Source organism: Burkholderia sp. JKS000303 (genome assembly GCF_002563755.1).
Lineage (GTDB): Bacteria > Pseudomonadota > Gammaproteobacteria > Burkholderiales > Burkholderiaceae > Burkholderia > Burkholderia anthina_B.
Genome location: NZ_PDBZ01000002.1, coordinates 723,914 through 745,204, shown reverse-complemented (window position 1 = coordinate 745,204; position 21,291 = coordinate 723,914). Strand labels below are relative to the sequence as shown.

Genomic DNA, 21,291 nt, shown 5'->3' with positions numbered 1-21,291 from the left:
AACGGCTGGATACCACCGCACGGCGGCCAGGCCAGCCGGATCACCGACGTGCCGGGCATCGCTCTGGCGAGGACATCATGTTGCGAAGCATTCGAAGGTTGCACGGAGACACGGTTCGAGCGAAGGACGGCGATATCGGCCACGTCCACCAAGCCTACTTCGACGATGGCAACTGGTGCATCCGTTACCTCGTCGTCGAGACGGGCGACTGGCTGCACGACAGGCAAGTGCTGGTCTCGCCATATTCCGTCACGCATGCCGATCCCGAGACCCGCACGCTATACGTCAGCCTCACGCAACAGCAGGTGAGGGACAGTCCGAATGTGGACACGCACAAGCCGGTATCGCGCCAGCACGAGATCGAGTACCTGCGTTACTACAACTACCCGACCTACTGGGGCGGCCCGAACCTTTGGGGAATGGGCGCATACCCTGCTTTCGATCCCGCCGGGCCGTCGCAGGACGCCGACGCGGGCGATCCGCTTCTCCCGCACACCGCGCCGGCCGGCGCAGCGGCGGATACGCATCTGCGCAGCACCGGCGAGGTCGACGGATATCGGCTCGAAGCCAAGGACGGACATATCGGTCACGTGTCCGACTTCATTTACGACGATGAAGCCTGGGTGATCCGCTATCTGGCAATCGACACGTCGAGCTGGTGGTCGACCGGCAAGGAAGTGCTGATCGCGACTCACTGGCTCGACCAGGTGGACTGGCCCACGGAAACGGTATCGACCACGCTCACGCGCGCCGCGATCCGCCAGAGCCCGCCATACGACGACTCGCAGCTCGTTCATCGCAGCTACGAGATCGAGTTGCACGAGTTCTACGGCAAGCACGGCTATTGGCACGGAGACCGATAACGCTGACCCGCGCAACGGGTAGCCAACGCAACTACCCTTCCATGCGGGATATCGCGTGACAGGACGCCAGGGAGCAGCTGCATGACCTCAACCGATTTCCCGACAACCGAAGGTTCGGCACTCGATGCGCTCTGCATCAATACGCTGCGCTTCCTGTCAATCGATGCCGTGCAGAAAGCAGCGAGCGGACATCCAGGCTTGCCGCTCGGCGCCGCACCGATGGCCTATGCGCTATGGATGCGCCATCTCAAGCATCACCCCGCCAATCCGGCGTGGCTCGATCGCGATCGCTTCATCCTGTCGGCCGGACATGGTTCGATGCTGCTGTACAGCCTGCTTCACCTCACCGGTTACGACCTGCCGCTCGATCAGATCGTCCGCTTCCGGCAATCGGGCAGCCTCACGCCCGGCCATCCGGAGCGTGGCCTCACGCCGGGCGTCGAGACGACCACCGGCCCGCTCGGCCAGGGCCTCGCCAACGCCGTCGGCATGGCGATGGCGGAAACGCGGCTCGCCGCGTGCTACAACCGCCCCGGTTTCGAGATCGTGGATCACCACACCTATGCACTCGTCAGCGACGGCGACCTGATGGAAGGCGTCGCGGCGGAGGCCGCATCGCTTGCCGGCCATCTCCGGCTCGGCAAGCTGATCTGCCTGTACGACGACAATCGCGTCACGCTATCCGCCGGCACCGCGATCACCTTCACCGAAGATCGCGCGCAACGGTTCGACGCCTACGGCTGGCATACGGAAACGGTCGACGACGGCAACGACCTTGCCGCCATCGACGCAGCGCTGCTCGCCGCACGTGCCGAGCAGCGGCGTCCGTCGTTGATCCTCGTGCGCACACATCTCGGCTACGGCTCGCCCAACCGGCAAGACACCTACCAGGCTCACGGATCGCCGCTCGGCAATGCCGAGGTGCGCCTGACCAAGCACAACCTCGGCTGGCCGCCCGATCCCGCGTTTCATATCCCCGCACCGGCGCTCGCGCATTTTCGCCGGGCGCTGGCGGAGGGGCAAATACGGGAAGCGCACTGGAACACCTTGTTCGCAGCCTATGCGCGCGTGTTTCCCGAGCTGGCGGAGATGCTGCTGAGCTCGGTGCGCGGCGCGCTGCCCGACAGTTGGGACCGCGATATCCCGGTCTTTCCGGCCGATCCGAAAGGCATGGCGACGCGGGTCGCATCCGGCAAGGTGCTGAACGCCCTCGCCCCCCGCGTCCCGTCGCTCATCGGCGGCTCCGCCGATCTGAATCCCTCCACCTTCACCGCGCTGACCGGGCACGGCGATTTCGAGGCCGCCGACATGAACGCGCTCGACCGGCAAGGTTCCGACGGCGGCGGCTGGAGCCGCAGCGGCCGCAATCTGCATTTCGGCGTGCGCGAGCATGCAATGGGCGCGATCCTGAACGGCCTGGCGGCCCACGGCGGCATCCTGCCGTTCGGTGCGACCTTCCTGATCTTTTCGGACTACATGCGTCCACCGATCCGGCTCGCCGCATTGATGCGTCTGCAGGTGATCTACGTGTTCACGCACGACAGCCTCGCCGTCGGCGAGGATGGTGCGACGCATCAGCCGATGGAACAGCTTGCCGGCCTGCGCGCGGTCCCAGGCCTGCTGGTGATTCGACCGGCCGATGCCAACGAAACGGCCGTCGCGTGGCGCGTGGCGCTCGAAGCGCGAGAACGGCCGACCGCGCTGATCCTGACCCGCCAGGACGTGCCGACCATCGATCGCCTCCGGTTCGCGCCGGCAGAGGGCTTGCGGCGCGGCGGCTACGTGCTCGCCGATGCCCCCGACGGTCGCCCCGCGCTGATCCTGATCGCGACAGGCTCGGAAGTCGGGCTCGCGCTGGCAGCGCACGCCGAGTTGCTCGCGCGCGGCGTGGCGGTTCGGGTGGTGTCGCTGCCCTGCTGGAGATTGTTCGACGCTCAGCCCCAGTCGTATCAGGACGCCGTGCTGCCGAAGTCGGTCGGTGCGCGGCTGGCGATCGAAGCGGGCGTGTCGCAAGGCTGGCACCGCTATGTCGGCGATCGTGGCGACGTACTCGGCATTGCGGGTTTCGGCGCGTCGGCGCCGGGCGCCGAGCTGATGCGCGATTTCGGCTTCACGGTCGAGAACGTCTGCGACCGCGCACTGAAACTGCTCGCGTGACCGTTGGGCGGCCCATGCGCGTATCAGGCGTTCGAGCCGCCACCGGCATCGCACGTGCCGGTTTCGAGCACCGCGTCGACCATCGACTGCGCATCGGACACGATGCGCGCCACGTGATCCTCTCCGTTGAAGCTTTCCGCATAGATCCGGTAGAGATCTTCGGTGCCCGACGGCCGCGCAACAAACCAGCCGTGCTCCGTCATCACCTTGATGCCCCCGATCGCGGCCCGATTGCCCGGCGCCCGATCGAGTATCCGGACGATCGCCTCTCCCGCCAGTTCGGTGTGCGTGAACTGATGCGGCGTTAGCCGCGCCAGCAGCGCGCGCTGCTCAGGTGTGGCTGCGGCCTGTACCCTCCGTTCGGCGGGCGCGCCGAAGCGGTGCGCCAGGTCGCGGTAATGCTCCGCCGGATCGCGGCCGGTTCGGATCGTGATTTCGGCCGACAGCAACGCGGGAACGATGCCGTCCTTGTCGGTCGTCCAGGGTTGCCCGTCGAGCTGCAGGCAGGTGGCCCCCGCACTCTCCTCGCCGGCGAACCCCAGCGTGCCGCCGAGCAATCCGCCGACGAACCACTTGAAGCCGACGGGCACTTCGTAGATTGCGCGATCGCGTGCGCTGGCGACACGATCGATCATCTCGCTGCAGACGACCGACTTGCCGACCGCCGCGCGAGCGGGCCATTTCGGCCGATGCGCGAGCAGATAGTCGACAAGCACCGCGAGATAGTGATTGGGCGGCAGCAAACCGTCGCTGCGTGTGACGATCCCGTGCCGGTCGTGGTCGGTATCGCACGCAAACGCGACATCGAATTGGTCTTTCCGCGCGATCAGGCTCTGCATCGCATACGGCGACGACGGATCCATGCGGATACGCCCGTCCCAGTCGACGCTCATGAAGCGAAAAGTCGGATCGACTTCCTCGCTGACGATCGCGAGATTCAGTTGGTAACGCTCGGCAATCGCACCCCAGTAGTGCACGCCGGCGCCGCCGAGCGGATCGACGCCGAGCCGGATCGGCGCGCCGCGCAGGATGTCCATGTCGATGACGCTGGCCAGGTCGTCGACATACGCCGCGAGGAAGTCGTACCGGTGCGTCGTGGCGGCATTCGATGCCGTCGACAACGAGGCGCGGCTCACCCCCGCGAGCCGCGCCTCGAGCAGATCGTTCGCGGCCGCTTCGATCCATCGGGTGACGGCTTCCCCGGCCGGGCCGCCGGTCGCCTGGTTGTACTTGATGCCGCCGTTGTCCGGCGGATTGTGCGACGGCGTCACGACGATGCCGTCGGCGAACCCGGCATTGCGTCCCCGGTTGTACGTCAGGATCGCGCGCGAAACGGCCGGCGTGGGCGTGTATTCACCCGGTGGCGCCAGCATGACCTCGACGCCATTGGCAGCCAGCACTTCAAGCACGCTCGCCTGCGCCGGTTCGGAAAGCGCATGCGTATCGATGCCGACAAACACCGGACCGTGGATGCCGTGCGAACGTCGATACCGGCAGATCGCCTGCGTGATCGCGAGGACATGCCACTCGTTGAAGCTGCGGGTCAACGCGGAACCCCGGTGTCCCGACGTACCGAACGTCACGCGTTGCGCCGGGACTGCCGGGTCCGGCATATCAGTGTAGTATGCGGTCACGAGGCGGGGAACGTCGATCCACAGCGCGTAAGGCGCGAGCCGGCCTGCCAGCGGACTGACGGGCATCGCGGCTGGCGCGCCCGGCGGGTCGGATGTAGCGGGATTCAACATGCCTCCTGTATGGGCCCCAGCCGCCATTCTCGTTCGAGCGCGAACCATGACTACCGCCGCGCCCCCCTCGAACGCGCGACGCGGCGGCCGTGCTCAATGCGCGGCCAGCTTGCCCGCTCGACGCTCGAGCATGAGGAGAAGGGCGATGATGCTGACGAGATGCATGCGCTCCGAGGGTGTCACGCAGCCGTGTTCCAGGATCGATTCCAGCCGAATGCGCCAGAGAGCCCATGGCGCAGGCTCACCGAGCGTGACGCGTGCAACGAGTCGTTCAAGTGAACGCAGATCTCCCTCGATTGCTGTATGCGCCATGGCCATGCTCCAGTTGTCACGAGGATCGGCGAACAGTCTATGACGAAGCACTGCACCGCTCTGCCCGCTACCGTACATGGGTGCATGCCGCTTCGTGTGCACTTTCCCGGCTGCGTCAGCCGCGGCCACGCGTCATTTCGATCGCGATGGTTGCGACGGTTGCGCCCGGTTCTTTGTCCGCCATCGGACAGACGCCGAATCGACTCGCTGCGAACGTGGTACGACCGGAGCGATATTGTGCGACGAATGCAAGGCATCGACGCCCAGTCCGGTGTGTGCCGTCCCGCGCGTGCCGCCTGAACGACACCGCATGGCGACCTGCGTTCGACGCTCGACGCGCGGCGAGCGCGACGTTACCCACGCAGGACATTCAAATTGACCGAAACCATCGGATGCCTCATCTTCGGAGCCCTGCTGATTTTCATGGGACTCATCGGGTCGTCGCTCAAGCGTCTGCCGCTGAGCGCGGCCATGGTGTATCTCGGGATCGGCTTTCTGATCGGACCGGCCGGCCTCGGCTTCCTGTCGCTGACATTGCCGGACGACGTCACGCACTTGCGCATCGCGGCCGAAATCGGCTTGCTGATCTCGCTGTTCGCGATCGGCCTGAGGCTGCGTGTCCCGCCCGCCGATCGCCGCTGGATGCTGCCGCTGCGGCTTGGCGTCGTCGCGATGATCTTCACCGTCGCGTCGATCGCCGCGCTCGGCATGCTGGTGCTGCATTTGAGTCTCGGCGTCGCGGTACTGCTGGGCGCGATGATCGCGCCGACGGATCCCGTGCTCGCTCATGACGTCGGCGTGCGCGACGCGGGTGACGTCGAACTGGTGCGTTTTTCGTTGTCCGGCGAAGGCGGGATCAACGACGGCACCGCCTACCCTTGCGCGGTGATCGGCCTGCTTGCGTGCGGGTCTGGCACGATGTCGGAGCTTCACTGGAGCATGCTCGGCAGCATTGCATGGGGTATCACCTCCGGCGTGGGCGCCGGCTGGCTGCTCGGCTTCGCCACCGCCCGGCTCGTCGCATTCCTGCGCAGCCGCCACGGACAGGCGCTCGGCCTCGAAGGGTTCTTCGCGCTGGGCCTGATCATGCTGTCGTACGGCGTGACGCTCGCCATTCATGGCTACGGGTTCCTGGCCGTGTTCGCCGCGGGCGTCGCGATGCGGCGTGTCGAGCATCGAACGAGCGGCCGGAAGACGTCGAGGGAGACGGTCGGCATCGTGGACAGCGAGGATGTCGAGGCCACCGCCACCGATCCCGACAAAGCCCATGCCTTCGTCGCGGAGTCGGTCATGGGATTCACGATCGAGCTCGAACACATCGCCGAAGCCGTGCTGATCCTGCTGATCGGTGCGCTCGTCTCCCGCTATTGGGTTGACATGCTCACCTGGGCCGGCGCGGCCGTGGTCGCGACCCTGCTGTTCGTCATCCGGCCGGCGGCCACCGGGCTCGCGCTGATAGGATCCCAGGCGTCGCGCCACCAGCGCCGGCTGATCAGCTGGTTCGGCATTCGCGGCGTGGGTTCCCTGTATTACCTGATGCTGGCCCTCGAGCAAGGGCCGCGTGCGCAACTGTTGCCGCTGGTTCCATGGGTACTGGCCATCATCGCCATGTCGATCGTGCTGCACGGCATTTCAGCCGCGCCGCTCATGCGTCGCTATGCGTGAGATCCAGCGCGGGCGCGGTGGCGCGATGCGTACGCGGGTCGAACGGTTCGGCGGGATGCCACACCTGACACTCGCGGTGTCGGGCGGCAGTCTTCCCATGAACCTGCAGCGTCGATGATGTCCCGCGTCACAGCCTGCCCAGCAGCATCAGGATGAGTAACACGACCAATACCAAGCCCAGCAATCCGCTTGGACCATACCCCCAGCCGTTGCTGTAGCGCCAGGTCGGGATCACCCCGACCATCAGCAGCACGACAACGATCAGTAGAAGAAGTCCCAGTGACATGTCGTCTCTCCTCAATCAATCATCCGGCGGGTCATGGCGCAGTGCGTTCGCCCCGATGGCCATCGAATGCAATCGAACCGATGTGTCCGCCGATACGCTCCCGTGCGCTTCCATGTCGACGCGCGCACGCGCCGTTCGCCGCCTGTCGCGTCGAAATGGGCGGTGCCGTATCTCGAATGCCGGAGTAGCCGGGAAGTCAGTCGTCCTGCTCCTTCATGCAGAACACGTGCTCGATGCACCCGGTTCGGGACGTGCATCGACTCTTTCGAAATCAATGTAGGCGGACGCACGCATGGAGTCTGTCCGGCAACGTACCGGACGCGTGCGGATTATCGCGGACATCGGCGCAAATCATCGGCGTGCCGGTCCGAAGCGACGCCAGCCGCCACTGCACGGCATCGTACCGACTTCCGCTGTTCGCTCGTCCATTCTGGGTCGGCACGCGCGCATGCGCTGCCGATGCCGATACGCGCTCGGCGCCACAACGCGCCGACACACTGCCGATGGTCTCGCCGTGCTCCGGTTCGAGCGGCCGGATCCATGCGAAGCGGCATTCACCGGAGAAGCTCATGAACGACCTGACTCGGAAAGCCCGCGGCACGCCGCAACAGCATCGGAAATATGCGCAAGATACCGCGACCGATGACGGAATGCCCATTGCCCCCGAAAAGCCGAGGCTGACGAACCCGAACGCGCGCGAGCAACCGCGCACCGCGGAGCAAATGCGTTCCGACGCGAGCAGGCGTCCGGGAACGGTATGTCGATCGACTCGATAGCGTATTCAGCCCGCTTCAGCCACCACGCGCTCAGGGTCGTGCGATGCGCCGGCCCACACCCGTCAACGGGCGGCAGAGTGCCCTCGTTGCACTCCGGAGCGTGAAGATGGCGCGGTCGGCCCGCGCCTATGTCCGGGGCAATCCGTCAGATTCCACGAATGGCTCGAGAGCCTGGAGCGCCGCACGTTGCCGGAAGAACCCCCGGTCCGGATTGGCGGCAACTGCCACGCAGGGCAATCCGGGCCCCGTCGCGAATGCTCAGTGGCACGTCGACAGTCGATGATCGCGGGCGCCGCCCGCGAGGTTCGTCACCTGCTTTTTCGCGAGAGGCTCGGTTCAGTGGAGATGTCCTCCGAACAGCCCGAGCAACCCGATGACGATGAGGTAGATCGCCACGATGTAATTCAACAGACGGGGCACCACCAGAATCAGAATGCCGGCGATCAGCGAAACCAGTGGGCCCGCGCTCGTGAGAATGTGCATACGCCCTCCGCAAGAATGAAAACAACCAATGGAGACCAAGCCGCCCCGCGTCCGCCGCTCGTTACAGCGACTTGAGCCGGGTGACCTTCGTGCCTTCCAGCGTCACGCCGGCCATCAATCCGTTGTTCGTCAGTACGAATGCTTCGATCGGCGCGGTCGCGGTGCTGGTGTCGACATTGCCGTTCGCGCCGACTTTCAGTACTGCCACCGACGCGTCGCCGCCCACCGACCAGCCTTCGCTGTTACGGAAGCGACCAAGCGCATCCTCGGTCATGAACAGGAAAATGATGGCTTTCGATTGCGCACCGATCTGCAGGCCGATCGAGCCGGTCGTGGTGCTGTAGTAACCGACCGTGCTGCCGGCAACGCGCAGCGAGCCTTCGCCGTACTGGCCGCCGACGAAGAAGCCGGCCGCGATGACCGACGGGAATACCAGCACGCCGCGCGCCTTGCCGACGAGTTCACGCGAGCCTTTGGCGGTCGTGTAAAGGCGTGCGAGGGTCGAGTCGACGCCTGCATCGATGGTGTGGCGCTTGTCGGTCTGGTGACCACTGGCGTCGGATGTACCGGTCGTCGTGCATCCCGAGACCGCGAGGCCGATAGCCAGGATCGATCCCGGCGTACCCCATAGAAATGTTCGTCGCTGCATGATTCACCCCAGGTTGTTCGTGGATACCCCTGACGCTACACACAGGCGAATGCGAATGCGGTACGAAAGCGTACCAAGCCTGCAAAAACAGACAACCTTCTCAACCTGGCTTCGCGGCGATCGATCCAACCGCCGCCCGCATGCATACGCTGGCGCACCGGCGGCGATCCGCGTACGGCATCGTACCGACTTCCATCGCGATTGCGCTCAGTGTGTCTTCGGGCGCACCGGTTGTTCCGCGTAAAGCGCCCGATACGACGCTTCGATGGTTCCAGGTTTCGTACCGATCAAGCAGGCGACCCATGTCAAGGAGCAGTGTGATGAACAGGGATCAGGTGAGAGGCCGCATCGCGGAAGCGAAAGGCAGACTGAAGGAAATGGTCGGCAGGATCATGGGAAATCGATCGACCAGAATGCAGGGCACGGTCGAGCAGGTCGTCGGAAAGACACAAGCGTCATTCGGTGACGCGAAAGAGCAATTCAGGAAGCGGCCGTAGGGGGTTCGCGCGAACGGTTCCGTAGCGCCGCGCGATCGGGCAACGTGATGCGGATTCACTGGATGTTGACCGCGCGTGCAGGCAACATCCGGCGATACCCGCTTCCCGACTGACCGTCACGATGCCGCAATGCGTCGGGGGTGGTGGTCGCCATGCGCAGCGGCAAGCGGCTTGTGCTGCTCGTTTCCCACGCCGGGAAAGAACGCGTCCCACGCGTCCCGGACACCTTTCGCCGCGGTCGCATCTGCGGTCGCATCCACTGCGTCGCCCGACTTGTCCGGATCGGAGCGCAAGCCTCGCCAGCGCGTAAAGGTGAGCATCGGTTTTTCCGTCCATTCGCCATCGCCAAACTTCGCAAACGCCGTGTCGCCGCTCACCAGTCGCACTTCATACCATCCGTCGCGAACAGGTGCGTATTGGTCCAGCGTAAACCATCGTGTAGATTGGGTTTTCATCATTGCCTCATGGATCCATGAATCGCTGTACAGGACAAAATCCGGTCTCGCCTGGTCGACGCATGCGCGCTAGTCCGCACACCGATTCAGCCACAGACGGCCTGCCGCCGTCATGTTGATCGAACCGCCGGTGCGCGACTCGTATGCAAGCCCGTGAGCCAATAGTTCATCGGCTATGGCGCGTGGAATATCGGCCTGGGAATCCGGAATTCGATCAAGCGATTTGAGTGTCTCGACGACCTCGAGTGAAAGTGGGATGCACATGGCGGCCTCCTCGGTGTTGAGTTCATCGTGAACCGGAAGACGCGCGTCGGTCTGTACGGTATCGACTATTTGGAAGCAGATTCTTCCGCAACCGCACCGAAACCCGGTGATTGACCCGCATCGAAAATATGCTTCGGCATCCGATATTGTTATTGCGAAACAATTGTCGAACGCGCACACTGAAGATACCTGCCGGTTTGTTGTCAAGGCATCGGCGCCCTTGAATCCTTCGGCGCCAATCGTTGCTCTGTCAGGAGCAAATCATGACCATCCCCACACTCGAATATCGCGGACATGAACTCCGCGTCTATTCACAAATGCTTTTCCCGCCGTTCGGCGATCCCCACGCCCCCGGCCCGAAGCGTTTTGCTTCAATCGTTCGCATCGACACGATTCCGGCGACCTCCGCAACGGCACCGCGTTACTCGACCATTTTCGAGCATGGCGCTCCGCAAACGGCGGCGCTCGCACTCGACTTGGCGATGCAATTCGGCAAGGACATCGTGGACGGCAAGATCGCCCCTGCGGCGATCTGATCCGTCCGCCGCATCCGACCCGACGCGAGCACACCTCACTCAGGAGCGATCCATGAAATATCACTCAGGCACCTCAATCGATCGGCGCGATGACGCGACCCGGCAAAAGCAGCGGGATGATCTGGCCCGTGCCGACGTCGAACGCGCCGAAAAGCGCATCCGCCAGGATGCCGGCATCAATTCCAATGCGAGCAAGTGGCGTTATTCGCGTCCAGACAATCGGGCGAGATGAGCGGCGCTTGCGCCGCACACTGTGGCAGGCCGGTCCCGCATGGCGGGTCACCGGCGTGCCGGGATCACGCATACCGGCGCAGACGCACCGAGAAATCGGCAATCGCCTTGATGCCGCTCTGCTCCGCGCAACGGCACCAATCCTGCAACTGAACCAGCAATTGCTCGTGCGATGCGTGCGACCACGTCCATAGCTCGAGCAACGCCTCGTACATATCGACGTACACGCGCATTCGCCGATTGGCATTTGGGCTCGTCAGCGCCCGCAGATCGGGCTTGCCCCGATGGCCCCAGGCCTGGCGCAACCAGCGTTTCATGGCGAGCGCGAACGCGCGCTTGTCGTCGCGGCTCATGTCCTTGATGCGGCGCAGTTCGCGCCGGCAGGCGGGTTCGAGCATGCGCGCATAGGCGGCCATCACCGCATACCGGTTGCGGATGACCGCTTGCAGCGTTGCGTCGTCGACCACTGCCTTGTTCGGGAGCAGGCGCGGCTTCGTTGCGAGTCGCCGAACGGTCGCTAGTCTCAACGCCGCCAGCAGGCGGATGTACAGCCAGCCGATGTCGAACTCGAACCATCGGTTCGACAGCCTGGCGGACGTCACGTATGCGTGGTGATTGTTATGCAGTTCTTCCCCGCCGATCAGGATGCCCAGCGGGAAAATGTTGGTGCTCGCATCGGGCGTCGCAAAATTCCGATAACCGCCGAAGTGGCCGCAACCGTTGATCACGCCGCCGGCCCAGAACGGAATCCACATCATCTGGATCGCCCACGCCGCCACGCCGGGGAGCCCGAACAACCCGACGTCGATCACGGCGAGCAGCCCGACGCCGAGATTCGGATAGCGGGCATAGACGTGGCGCTCGAGCCAGTCGTCGGGCGTACCCGATCCATACCGGCGCAGCGTTTCCTCGTTCCGCACTTCCTCCCGGTACAGTTCCGCGCCGCGAAGCAGCACGGTCGCGAGGCCACGGGTTCGCGGGCTATGCGGATCCTCCGGGGTCTCGCTTCTCGCGTGATGCTTGCGATGCACCGCGACCCACTGCAGGGTCAGCATGCCGGTCGTCAACCACAGCCAGAACCGGAAGAAGTGGCTGACGCACGGGCGCAGATCCAGCGCCCGATGCGCCTGACAGCGGTGCAGGTACACGGTCACGCTGATGATGGTGACATGCGTGAGCACGAACACGACCCCCGCAAGCTGCCACCAGGACAGCCTCAGCTCGCCGTTCAGGAGAAATGCCGACATACCGGTCGCACTCCGGGTCACGCATGTATCCGCGCGCGCTTCGCCGCGACGGCGAGTGCGCGTGCCGATTCCCTACCCGTCGGCCGGCCTATTTCCCGACCTGGTTGCCGACAACGCCGCCGACGGCCGCGCCGCCCACCGTGCCCAACGCACTGCCGCCCGTCAGGACTGCGCCGGCGACGCCACCGACACCCGCCCCGATCACGGTATCCGTTCCGCGGCGAGACATACCGCCGCAACCCGCCAGCACGACGATCGTCAACGTGACGATCGCCATCTCGACTGCCATGGAATGTAGCTTTCTCATGATCATCCCCTCGGGTTGCCGCCGCGCCGTCCGATCCGGCACGACGCACGGAAGCCCATGCGCTGACATCCCGATGAAATTCGGGACGTCGGTTCATGATGGGCGGTGAATCGCGCGCAGTCCGTCCGCTAACGTACCGGCCCGGGTGCCGACCTGTCGCCTCACAGAAGCACCGCTTGCGCCGCCCCCAGCGTCACGACCACGCTGTGACGCCGACCGTCGTCCACGAGTCGCACCATCGCTTCTCCGGCGGCGAGCCGCACGCCATCCACGACGAGGCGGGACACGCCGCCGCTGACGTCGTCCGGATTCTCGACGACGATGTCGTAGCGCGACGCCCCGTGGCGCAGCGTTGCCCTGAAGCCCGGCCAGGATCGCGGTATGCACGGTTGAATGGACAGCATGTCGCCATGCCTGCGCAGGCCGAGCAGGCCTTCGACGCCCGCACGATATAGCCAGCCCGCCGAGCCGGTGTACCAGGTCCATCCGCCGCGGCCGACATGCGGCGCGACCGAATAGACGTCGGCCGCGACCACGTACGGCTCCACCCGATAACGATTCGCGCCGCTGCGCGTGCGGCTGCGATTGACTGGATTGAGCAGTGCGAACAGCTTCGCGGCGCGATCTCCGTCACCCATTTGCGCAAACGCAAGCACCGACCACGTGGCCGCATGCGTGTATTGGCCGCCGTTTTCCCGGATGCCCGGTGGATAGCTCTTGATATAGCCGGGATCGACCGGCGATCGATCGAACGGCGGCGCGAACAGCAATGCCAAGCCATCGTCGCGGCGGATCAACCGCGCTTCCAGCGCGTCCATTGCCTGCGCGGCGCGCGCCGGGTCCGCCGCGCCCGACAGCACGCTCCACGACTGCGCGATCGCGTCGATCGCACATTCGGCGTTGCCGGCCGAGCCGAGCGGCGTACCGTCGTCGAAGTAGCCACGCCGATACCACTCGCCATCCCACCCCGCATCGGCGAGCGCATCGCGCAACGCGCCGGCGCGCGTCAGCCAGCCCGCCGCCAGTTCGCCCGAGCCGCGCGCTGTGGCGAGCGGGGCGAACGCCGTGAGCGTCGCATGCAGGAACCACCCGAGCCAGACGCTTTCGCCCCGCCCGGCCTCGCCGACCCGGTTCATGCCGTCGTTCCAGTCGCCCGTGCCGAACAGCGGCAGACCATGCTCGCCGACCTGCGCGAGACTCGACTCCAGCCCGCGCACGCAATGCTCGAACAGCGACGCGCTCGTTTCCGAGATGCGCGGGATGAAGAACGCGTCGTGCTCGTCGGCGGCCAGCGGTCGCCCGTCGATGAACGGGATCGACGCATCGAGAATCGCGCGGTCGCCGCTGACGTCGACGTAGTGCGCAACCGCATGGGCGAGCCAGACGCGGTCGTCGGAGATCCGCGTGCGCACGCCGCTGCCGCTTTCGGGCAGCCACCAGTGCTGCATGTCGCCCTCGGGAAACTGGCGCGCCGCCGCCCGCAGCAGATGCTCGCGCGTCAGGGCCGGGCGGGCGACCGCGAGCGCCATGCCATCCTGCAGCTGGTCGCGAAAACCGTACGCGCCGCTCGCCTGATAGAAGCCCGCACGCGCCCAGATCCGGCACGACAGCGTCTGGTACAGCAGCCAGCGATTCAGCATCAGATCCATCGCGCGATCAGGCGTTTCGACCTGAACGGCGCCGAGCGTCTCGTCCCAGAACGCCGTCACGGCGGCGAATATCGCGTCGAGATCCGCCCGACGGTAATGCGCGATCAACTGTCGCGCCGTTGCCGCGTCAGCGCCTTCGCCGAGCAGCAAGACGATTTCGACGCTGCCGCCGGGTTCGAGATCGACCGTGGTCTGCAATGCGGCACACGGGTCGAGCCCGGCGCCGACGCGGCCCGACAACGGCGACGCGCCGGCCCTCCCCGGAAAACCGGCGGGATCGCTCAGGACGCCATTGCGGCCGATGAACTCGCGCCGGTCCGCGCTCCATGAGGTTTGCAGGCCGCATAAATCGGCGAACGCCACTCTGCCGCGATACACCTGACTCCAGTCGTTGCGGGCAAACAGCGCGCCGGTCGGCGGATCGATCTCGCTCGCGGTGTGTGGCGCTGAGGCGCTGCGCGACGCCCCCAGCGCCCACTCCGCATAGGTGGCGACGGACAGCCGGCGGCGCCGACTCGACAGGTTGCGCAACGTCAGGCGGGAAATCTTGACAGGATCGGCCAGCGGCACGAACTGCAGCAACTCGACGGCGACGTCAGCGGCGGAATGCGCAAACCGGCTGTAGCCCTGGCCATGACTCGCCACGAAAGCGCTCGCGCTCGGCGCGTCGTCGCCAATCGAACCCGCCTGCGGCCCCCAGCGCACGCCCGTCTCGTCGTCGCGGATGTAGAACACTTCGCTCGGCGGATCGGTGACCGGGTCATTCGACCACGGCGTCAGCGGATGCTCGCGGCTGTTCGTCACCCAGGTATAGCCGCCCCCCTCCGCCGATGTCAGGAAGCCGCACGATGGATTCGCGACGACGTTGACCCACGGCATCGGCGTGCATTGACCGGGCTGCAGGACCACGACGTATTCGCGGCCGCCGCGCGCGAAACCGCCGATGCCGTTGAAGTATTCGAGACCGGCGCCGGCCTGTGCGCCCTTCGGTGGCAGAATCGCAGGCGGCAGCAATGGCGGGCTCGCGGCATCCGGGCGCGCGGGCAGCGGCGAAGCCCCGAGGCGCCGCAATTGATCCACCAGCCGGCCATTGCGCGCGGCAAGCACGGCCCGCGCAACGGCCGGAAACAGCGCGCGCGCCGCCACCGCCATCAGGTCCTCGCGCAGCACGAAAATACTGCCGCGTCCGGCTTCGCCGGGCGGCTGCCGGGGCCGCACCAGCCCCTCGAGCGCCGCCTGCAAATCCTGCACATACGACGCCGCGCGCTCGTTGATGATGACCAGATCGACCTCGAGCCGCTTCATCCGCCAGTACTCGTGCGCGCGAATCAACTGCCGCACCATGGCGATGTGCTCGATGTCGTCGATCCGGACCAGCAATATCGGCAGATCCCCCGATACGCCATGCGTCCATAACGGCGACGCGCCCACGCCGCCCGCCGCCGATATCGCCGCCGCATGGCGCAGCAGCGCCGCGGAGCCCGGCCGCATCGACGCATCGCTGTAGAGCATGTATCCGGCCAGTTGCTGGAACAACGCGGCCTCGTCGAGGCTCACCGCGCTGTGCCGCAGCTGCACCTGCGCCTGGGTCCACGCGAGCATCGCCGCACGCGCGAACGATTCGCCGTCGCGATGCTTGTCGACCAGATCGAGCAACTGCGCGCGCGAATCCGCGACGATGGTCCAGTAGACGATGCTCGCCTTCGCGCCCGGCTCGATGCGCAGTTGCCGCCGCAACGTGAACGCCGCGTCCAGCACCGCGCCTTCGGAAGCACTCAGCGCACGCCGTTCGGTCAGCGCAAGCGGCAAGCGAACGCTGCGTCCGCGTCCGATGACACGCAATCGATCGGTATCGAATTCTTCCGCGCCGACGGTTTCGCCGGCAGTCACCGCCAGATGAGCGGCCCAAACCTCCGCCTCGTTCGGCGCGCGCTTGCGGCGCGTCGCCAGGATGGCGCCGGATGCCGGCATGTACTCGGTTTCGATGAACAGCTTCGAGAATGCAGGATGCGCGTGATCGGCGGTGGCCGGCGCGAGCACGATTTCCGCGTACGACGTGAATTCGATCACGCGCGGCCGGGTGCCCGTGTTGGCTACCGACACCCGACGCACCTCTGCGTCGTCCTCGGCGGATACCACCACCTCGAGCGACGTCGTCAAGGTGCCGTCGCGACGCACGAACTCGGCGCGATCCTCGGTGAACGTCACGTCGTAGCTGTCCGGCACCACACCAGTGGGCTGCCACGTGGCCGACCACACGTCGCCGTTCTCGGCGTCTCGCAGATACAGATAGCTGCCCCAATCGTCGCGCGTCGCGTCCTCCCGCCAGCGCGTAACGGCCAGATCGTCGCGACGGCTGTAGCCGGACCCCGCGGCCGTGAGCATCACGGCATAGCGGCCGTTGGACAGAAGATGCGTGACGGGGGCGGGATCGTTCGCGGACAGCAGGCACCGCGCGACGCCGGCATCGATCCCATGCATCCTGCCGGCGGGGCGCGTGTCGACCCGCGGCCGCCCTGCCGCGACCCGGCCCGGCACCCGCTCCTGCAACAGCAGCTCGGTGGCTCGAACGGCCGGTTCCGCATGGAAGAAGGTGCGAATACGCCCGCCCAGCAACGCATTGGCGATCGCCACGATCGACATGCCCTGGTGATGCGCCATGAACGCCTGCACGATGGCAACCGGCACGCCTTCCGGCACGCGCGCGGGCGTATAGTCGAGCGCTTCGTAGAAGCCGAAGCGCCCGCACGCGCCGGCCGTGCGCAGCCGTTCGAAGTTGCACGCGGCGGCATGCGGCGCGACCATCGCCGCCAGCGCGGTCGCATAGGGCGCGACCACCAGATTCTGGTCGAGATCGCGCTTGAGCCCCAGCTCCGGCACGCCGAAGCTCGAATACTGATAGGTCAGCTCGATGTCGCGCGTGTTGTACGCCGACTCGGACATGCCCCACGGCAGCCGCAGCCCGTCGCCGTAGGCGATCTGCCGACGCACCACCAGGTGGTTGGTCCGCGCGAGCAGGCTGCTGTCCGGCGCGCGCATCACGAGCGACGGCATCAGGTATTCGAACATCGATCCCGACCACGAGACCAGCGCGGCGCCGTGTCCGATCGGCGTCGCCAGGCGGCCGAGCCGGAACCAGTGGCGCGCCGGGACATCCCCTTTCGCGATCGCGACGAAGCTCGCCAGGCGAGCCTCCGACGCCAGCAGGTCGTAGTTGCCCGGATCGCGCTGGCCGTCGGCCACGGCATAGCCGATCGAAAGCAGGTTCCGCACCGGGTCGAGCAGAAAGCCGAACTCCATCGCATAGGCCATCTGCAACGCGGAATCGGCCAGCACCTGAAGACGCTTGTTCAGCACGTCCGCTTCGTCCGGCGTGCGCGTCGCGTCACGACAATGCCCTTGCACCCCGTGCTCCAGCGCCTGCGCCCAGAACAGCACGTCGTCGACGTCGCCGCCCCGCACCCGGCCGACCTCGTCCATCAGCGCGCGCGCGACGTCGGCGACTGTCGCAGCGAGGATCGTGATCGCGTTCCATTCCGTCGCGGCGCGGCCATCCGTCGCGGCGAGCGTGTCCTCCAGTTCGGTCGCGGCCCGCTCGAATTCGCCGTGCAAGGCCGTCCGGGCGTCGCCATTTCGGCACACGGCCTTGCGCAACAGCGCCAGCGTATCGCCGATCCCTTCGTGCGCGGCCTGCCGTCCCACGCCAGCGGGCTGATTCGCCCACGCCCGGCAACCGTTGCCGAGCGCGATCAGGTGCCCGGCAAGATTGCCGCTGTCGACCGACGATACATACCGCGGCTCGAGAGGCCGCAGGTCGCGCGTGTCGTACCAGTTGTAGAAATGGCCACGATAGCGCGACATCAGCCGCATCGTCGCGAGCGTCGCCTCCAGCCGCGACACCGCGTCCGGCGTGCCGAGCCAGCCGAACTCGCGGGCGCTGACGACGGACAACAGGTACAGCCCGATATTGGTGGGCGAAGTCCGGTGCGCGCAAACGGGCTTCGGGTCCTCCTGGAAATTGTCCATCGGCAGCATCTGCTCGTCCGCCGTCACGAACGTCTCGAAATAACGCCAGGTCCGGCGCGCGTCGCGCCGCAGTTGACGCGCATCGTGCGGGGTCACCGCCAGTTCGCCTGCCGGCCGTGGTGCACGGCTCAGCCAATACGCGACCGCCGGCGCGGCAAGCCAGACGAGTGCGAACGGCACGGCCAGCCAGCCCGTATGACGATCGAAGCGCCAGCCCGCCGTCAGGCTGGCAGCCGCGGCAAGCAGCGCGAGCGTCACGCCGCCGCGCATTTGCAGATAGGTGGACGCGAGGGTCCGACGGTCGCTCGCGCCCGCTGCGGCCGCTGTCGTCCATTCGAGCAGGTGGCGACGGCTGATCCACAAGCGAAACAGCGTGCGCGCGATCGCGTCGCCCATCGACCACGCCTGCTGCGGCAGCATGACGATCGACAGGCCGAACCGCGTCAACGCGAAGCGTAGCTCCATCGACCACGCATGGAGCACGCTGCGCGTCGTCATCCTGACATGCGTGCGCCGCCAGCGCGGCACCAGTCCGCTCAAGACGGGCAACAGGAACGGCAGCGCGATCGTCACCAGCACGAAGGCGCTCCAGCCGAGCGATACGGGAAGCGGCTGCATCCATCCAGCCAGTAGCGCGATCAACACGGCGGGCGCCGTGAGCGTGCGGCGCAGGTTGTCCAGCATCTTCCAGCGGCCGACCGCCGTCAGCCGTTCATGGCCGGAAATCAACCAAGGCAGGAGCTGCCAGTCCCCGCGCGCCCACCGGTGCAGGCGTCCCGCCGCGACGTCGTAGCGGGACGGCGACGCTTCGACGACCTCGACATCCGACGCCAGCCCGGCCCGCGCGAAAATGCCTTCGAACAGATCGTGACTGAGCACCGTGTTCTCCGGCACGCGGCCGGCGAGCACCGCCTCGAACGCGTCGACGTCGTAGATGCCCTTGCCCGCATAGGAGCCTTCGTCGAACAGGTCCTGGTAGACATCCGATACGGCCGACACGTAGGGATCGATGCCGTGCGCGCTCGACGACACGCGCTGGAACAGCGACCCCTCGTCACCGCTTGCGAGGGACGACGTGACGCGCGGCTGAAGCACGCCGTAGCCTTCGACGATGCGCCGGCTCGCCGAATCGAATACCGGCCGGTTGAGCGGGTGCGCCATCTTGCCGATCAGGCGGCGCACGGTATCGCGCAGCAACCGCGTATCGGCATCGAGCGTGATCACGTAGCGCACGTCAGGCGGCACGCGCGGCGGCCTGCCTGCCAGCGAGATGAATGTCGTGTCCGACGCCCCGCGCAGCAACCGGTTCAGCTCGTGCAGCTTGCCGCGCTTGCGCTCCCAGCCCATCCAGCACCGTTCGCCGTCGTTCCACACGCGCTTGCGGTGCAGCAGCAGAAAGCGCTCGCCCTCGCCCGGCGCCGCCGGATAAAGGCGATTCAACCGTTCGATACCCGCCACCGCGGATGCCAGCAGCCCGTCGTCGCTGTCTGCGTGCGGGGTGGGCGCGTCCACCCAGTCGGAGAGCAAGGCGAAGTAAAGCGCGCCGTCAGGGCTCGCCAGGTGATGAATTTCCAGTTGCTCGATCTGCTCGCCGAGCGCCGCTTCCGTCGTCAGCAGCACCGGCACGGCGACCATCGTGCGCAGGCCCGGCGGAATGCCGTCGAGCAAGGCGAGGCCGGGCAGGATCTTCGCGCCGACATCGCGCATCACGCTGCGATTGACGAGCGCGATCGCGGTATCCAGCGCGGGTAGCAGGCCGGCGACGCCGAGCCAGATCAACCAGTGACCGGGCGGCTCGATGCGAGTGAGCCACGCCAGCATGGCCGTGAGCAGCAGTGCCGCAATCAGCCCGATACGGCCGAGATAGCCGCCGAGACCGGCGTGGCGCGTCAGGCGCCGCAACCACAACGCAACGGGCGGCCGATAGCCGATCTCCGCCTCGAACGCGGTGCGGCCGTCCGCCAGCAGGTAGTAACCGGGGTCCGTCTCGCGGGCCGGCACCGCGCCGGCGGCCGGCACGCGGCTCGCCCCTTGCGCCGCTGCATCGGCGACGACGCGGCGGGCAATCTCGAGTTCGCTGACGGGCGCGCCGCGGGCAAGCGCTTCCACCGCGTCGCGATACAGGTTGCGTGTGGGGAAATCTATCTCCGCGAAGCCCGGATGGCTGCGCAGCACCTGATCGACCAGGCTGATGCGCTCGAACAGATCGGTCCAGTCCACCTCCGAAATCAGCCGCATGCTGGTGATCACGTTGCGCACGGTCAGGCTGGCGGCGCCCTGCTGATGGTTGACGGAGGCGACGATCTGGTCCGGCGTCGCGCCGCGCGCCGCCAGGTGCCGATGCAGCCACACCAGCGCCGGCGCGACGGCCGGATCGGGATCATGCAGCCGCTGAATCAATTGCACCGCGAACGCATCGTGCAATACGGCCTGCTCATAACGGGCGACGAGCGGCTCCGTTTCCACCCGCGCCTGCCCGCGTTCGCCGAGCAGGCGATCCGCGAGCGCATCGGCGTCGAGTCGCGCGCGCCGGTCGTCGATGATCTGATCCGCGAGCCGCCGCAGGTTTTCGATCAAGACGATCCGCAGCGTGATCGCCACTGCCCACAGTTCGCCGATCGTCAGCGGTTCCACGGCCTGATAGGCGAGCATGAAGCGGCATAGCATATCGGGATCGAAACGGCTGTCCGTATGGGCGACGAACGACCAGTTGATCTCGAATACGCGCGGATAACCGGCAAACGGCCCGTTGCCGAGCTTGGGAAGTTGCCGGTAATAGCGCGGAGAAAGATCGTCGCGGATCTGCCGCACCTGCTCCGCGACGAGATAGTAGTTGTCGAGCAGCCACTCCGCTGCCGGCGTGATTTCCTCGCCGCGCGCATCTGCGGCCACCGTGTTCCGGTACGCCTTCAGCAGATGATCCGCGTTGTCCTTCAGCCGCGTCGCCAGAGACGGGCCAGAGGGCGCCCCGGGAAGTACCTTCTGCGCACGCGCCAGACTGCCCGCATGCTGTGCAAGCCGTTCATCGCCGAAGAACTCCTCGCGAATCGGCCGTGCATTGCTCCATGGCGATGTCCGGCGTCGCGAAACACGCGCAACGTGAATCTTCAAGGCACCTTCTCCCCAATGACCGCACCACCCGT

The 21,291-nt window shown here is 66.3% G+C and carries 16 protein-coding genes; 6 read left to right on the top strand and 10 right to left on the bottom strand.

Translation table 11 applies throughout. The features are described 5' to 3' along the window. The first annotated feature begins 77 nt into the window (after positions 1-77). Both BX604_RS25300 and tkt read left to right on the top strand, forming a co-directional pair. Positions 78-863, top strand: a complete 786-nt coding sequence (locus BX604_RS25300; RefSeq protein ID WP_012328528.1) for a PRC-barrel domain-containing protein — start codon at positions 78-80, stop codon at positions 861-863. 81 nt (positions 864-944) lie between these two features. Continuing rightward, the gene (tkt, locus tag BX604_RS25295) at positions 945-3,020 is read left to right on the top strand and encodes a transketolase (RefSeq protein WP_098553549.1); all 2,076 of its coding nucleotides are present in this window, start codon (positions 945-947) and stop codon (positions 3,018-3,020) included. 23 nt (positions 3,021-3,043) lie between these two features. On the opposite strand, the gene pgm is transcribed toward tkt, so the two are convergent. Then, positions 3,044-4,720 carry a phosphoglucomutase (alpha-D-glucose-1,6-bisphosphate-dependent) gene (pgm, locus tag BX604_RS25290; RefSeq protein ID WP_098553548.1) on the bottom strand — a complete coding sequence of 559 codons (1,677 nt, stop codon included), beginning with the start codon at positions 4,718-4,720 and terminating at the stop codon, positions 3,044-3,046. A 138-nt stretch (positions 4,721-4,858) separates the two neighbouring features. After that, positions 4,859-5,077, bottom strand: coding sequence for a hypothetical protein (locus BX604_RS25285; protein ID WP_089484737.1), 219 nt, complete (start codon positions 5,075-5,077; stop codon positions 4,859-4,861). A 375-nt stretch (positions 5,078-5,452) separates the two neighbouring features. On the opposite strand from BX604_RS25285, the gene BX604_RS25280 reads away from it, so the two are divergent. Beyond that, on the top strand, positions 5,453-6,742 hold the full coding sequence (locus tag BX604_RS25280) for a cation:proton antiporter (RefSeq protein ID WP_098553547.1): 1,290 nt from the start codon (positions 5,453-5,455) through the stop codon (positions 6,740-6,742). A gap of 127 nt (positions 6,743-6,869) precedes the next feature. Here BX604_RS25280 and BX604_RS25275 read toward each other — a convergent pair whose 3' ends face one another. The 4 genes from BX604_RS25275 to BX604_RS25260 all read right to left on the bottom strand — a co-directional run bounded on the left by BX604_RS25275 (position 6,870) and on the right by BX604_RS25260 (position 8,936). Next, entirely contained in the window at positions 6,870-7,028 is a 159-nt protein-coding gene (locus BX604_RS25275) for a DUF3309 family protein (protein WP_089448652.1), read from the bottom strand. 271 nt (positions 7,029-7,299) lie between these two features. Further along, on the bottom strand, positions 7,300-7,599 hold the full coding sequence (locus BX604_RS39370; protein WP_218926882.1) for a hypothetical protein: 300 nt from the start codon (positions 7,597-7,599) through the stop codon (positions 7,300-7,302). 541 nt (positions 7,600-8,140) lie between these two features. Beyond that, a complete protein-coding gene (locus BX604_RS25265; protein ID WP_006413561.1) occupies positions 8,141-8,287 on the bottom strand; it encodes a DUF3096 domain-containing protein in 147 nt (48 codons plus the stop codon). Positions 8,288-8,348: 61 nt separating this feature from the next. After that, positions 8,349-8,936, bottom strand: a complete 588-nt coding sequence (locus BX604_RS25260; RefSeq protein ID WP_089448655.1) for a BPSL1445 family SYLF domain-containing lipoprotein — start codon at positions 8,934-8,936, stop codon at positions 8,349-8,351. A gap of 320 nt (positions 8,937-9,256) precedes the next feature. On the opposite strand from BX604_RS25260, the gene BX604_RS25255 reads away from it, so the two are divergent. Then, on the top strand, positions 9,257-9,433 hold the full coding sequence (locus BX604_RS25255; protein ID WP_012328536.1) for a CsbD family protein: 177 nt from the start codon (positions 9,257-9,259) through the stop codon (positions 9,431-9,433). 116 nt (positions 9,434-9,549) lie between these two features. Here the strand turns inward: BX604_RS25255 and BX604_RS25250 are convergent, their stop codons facing one another. Continuing rightward, a complete protein-coding gene (locus BX604_RS25250) occupies positions 9,550-9,888 on the bottom strand; it encodes a hypothetical protein (RefSeq protein WP_098554040.1) in 339 nt (112 codons plus the stop codon). A gap of 527 nt (positions 9,889-10,415) precedes the next feature. Here BX604_RS25250 and BX604_RS25240 point away from each other — a divergent pair. Both BX604_RS25240 and BX604_RS25235 read left to right on the top strand, forming a co-directional pair. Continuing rightward, the gene (locus BX604_RS25240; RefSeq protein WP_098553545.1) at positions 10,416-10,688 is read left to right on the top strand and encodes a hypothetical protein; all 273 of its coding nucleotides are present in this window, start codon (positions 10,416-10,418) and stop codon (positions 10,686-10,688) included. A gap of 52 nt (positions 10,689-10,740) precedes the next feature. Further along, positions 10,741-10,920: a hypothetical protein gene (locus BX604_RS25235; RefSeq protein ID WP_098553544.1), complete on the top strand. Its 180-nt coding sequence runs from the start codon at positions 10,741-10,743 to the stop codon at positions 10,918-10,920. A gap of 64 nt (positions 10,921-10,984) precedes the next feature. Here the strand turns inward: BX604_RS25235 and BX604_RS25230 are convergent, their stop codons facing one another. The 3 genes from BX604_RS25230 to BX604_RS25220 all read right to left on the bottom strand — a co-directional run bounded on the left by BX604_RS25230 (position 10,985) and on the right by BX604_RS25220 (position 21,259). Beyond that, a complete protein-coding gene (locus BX604_RS25230; RefSeq protein ID WP_098553543.1) occupies positions 10,985-12,166 on the bottom strand; it encodes a DesA family fatty acid desaturase in 1,182 nt (393 codons plus the stop codon). Positions 12,167-12,254: 88 nt separating this feature from the next. Next, positions 12,255-12,455 (bottom strand): glycine zipper 2TM domain-containing protein, encoded by a 201-nt coding sequence (locus BX604_RS25225; RefSeq protein WP_226248737.1) that lies wholly within the window; start codon positions 12,453-12,455, stop codon positions 12,255-12,257. 179 nt (positions 12,456-12,634) lie between these two features. Further along, positions 12,635-21,259, bottom strand: a complete 8,625-nt coding sequence (locus BX604_RS25220; RefSeq protein WP_098553542.1) for a GH36-type glycosyl hydrolase domain-containing protein — start codon at positions 21,257-21,259, stop codon at positions 12,635-12,637. Positions 21,260-21,291 lie beyond the last annotated feature (32 nt).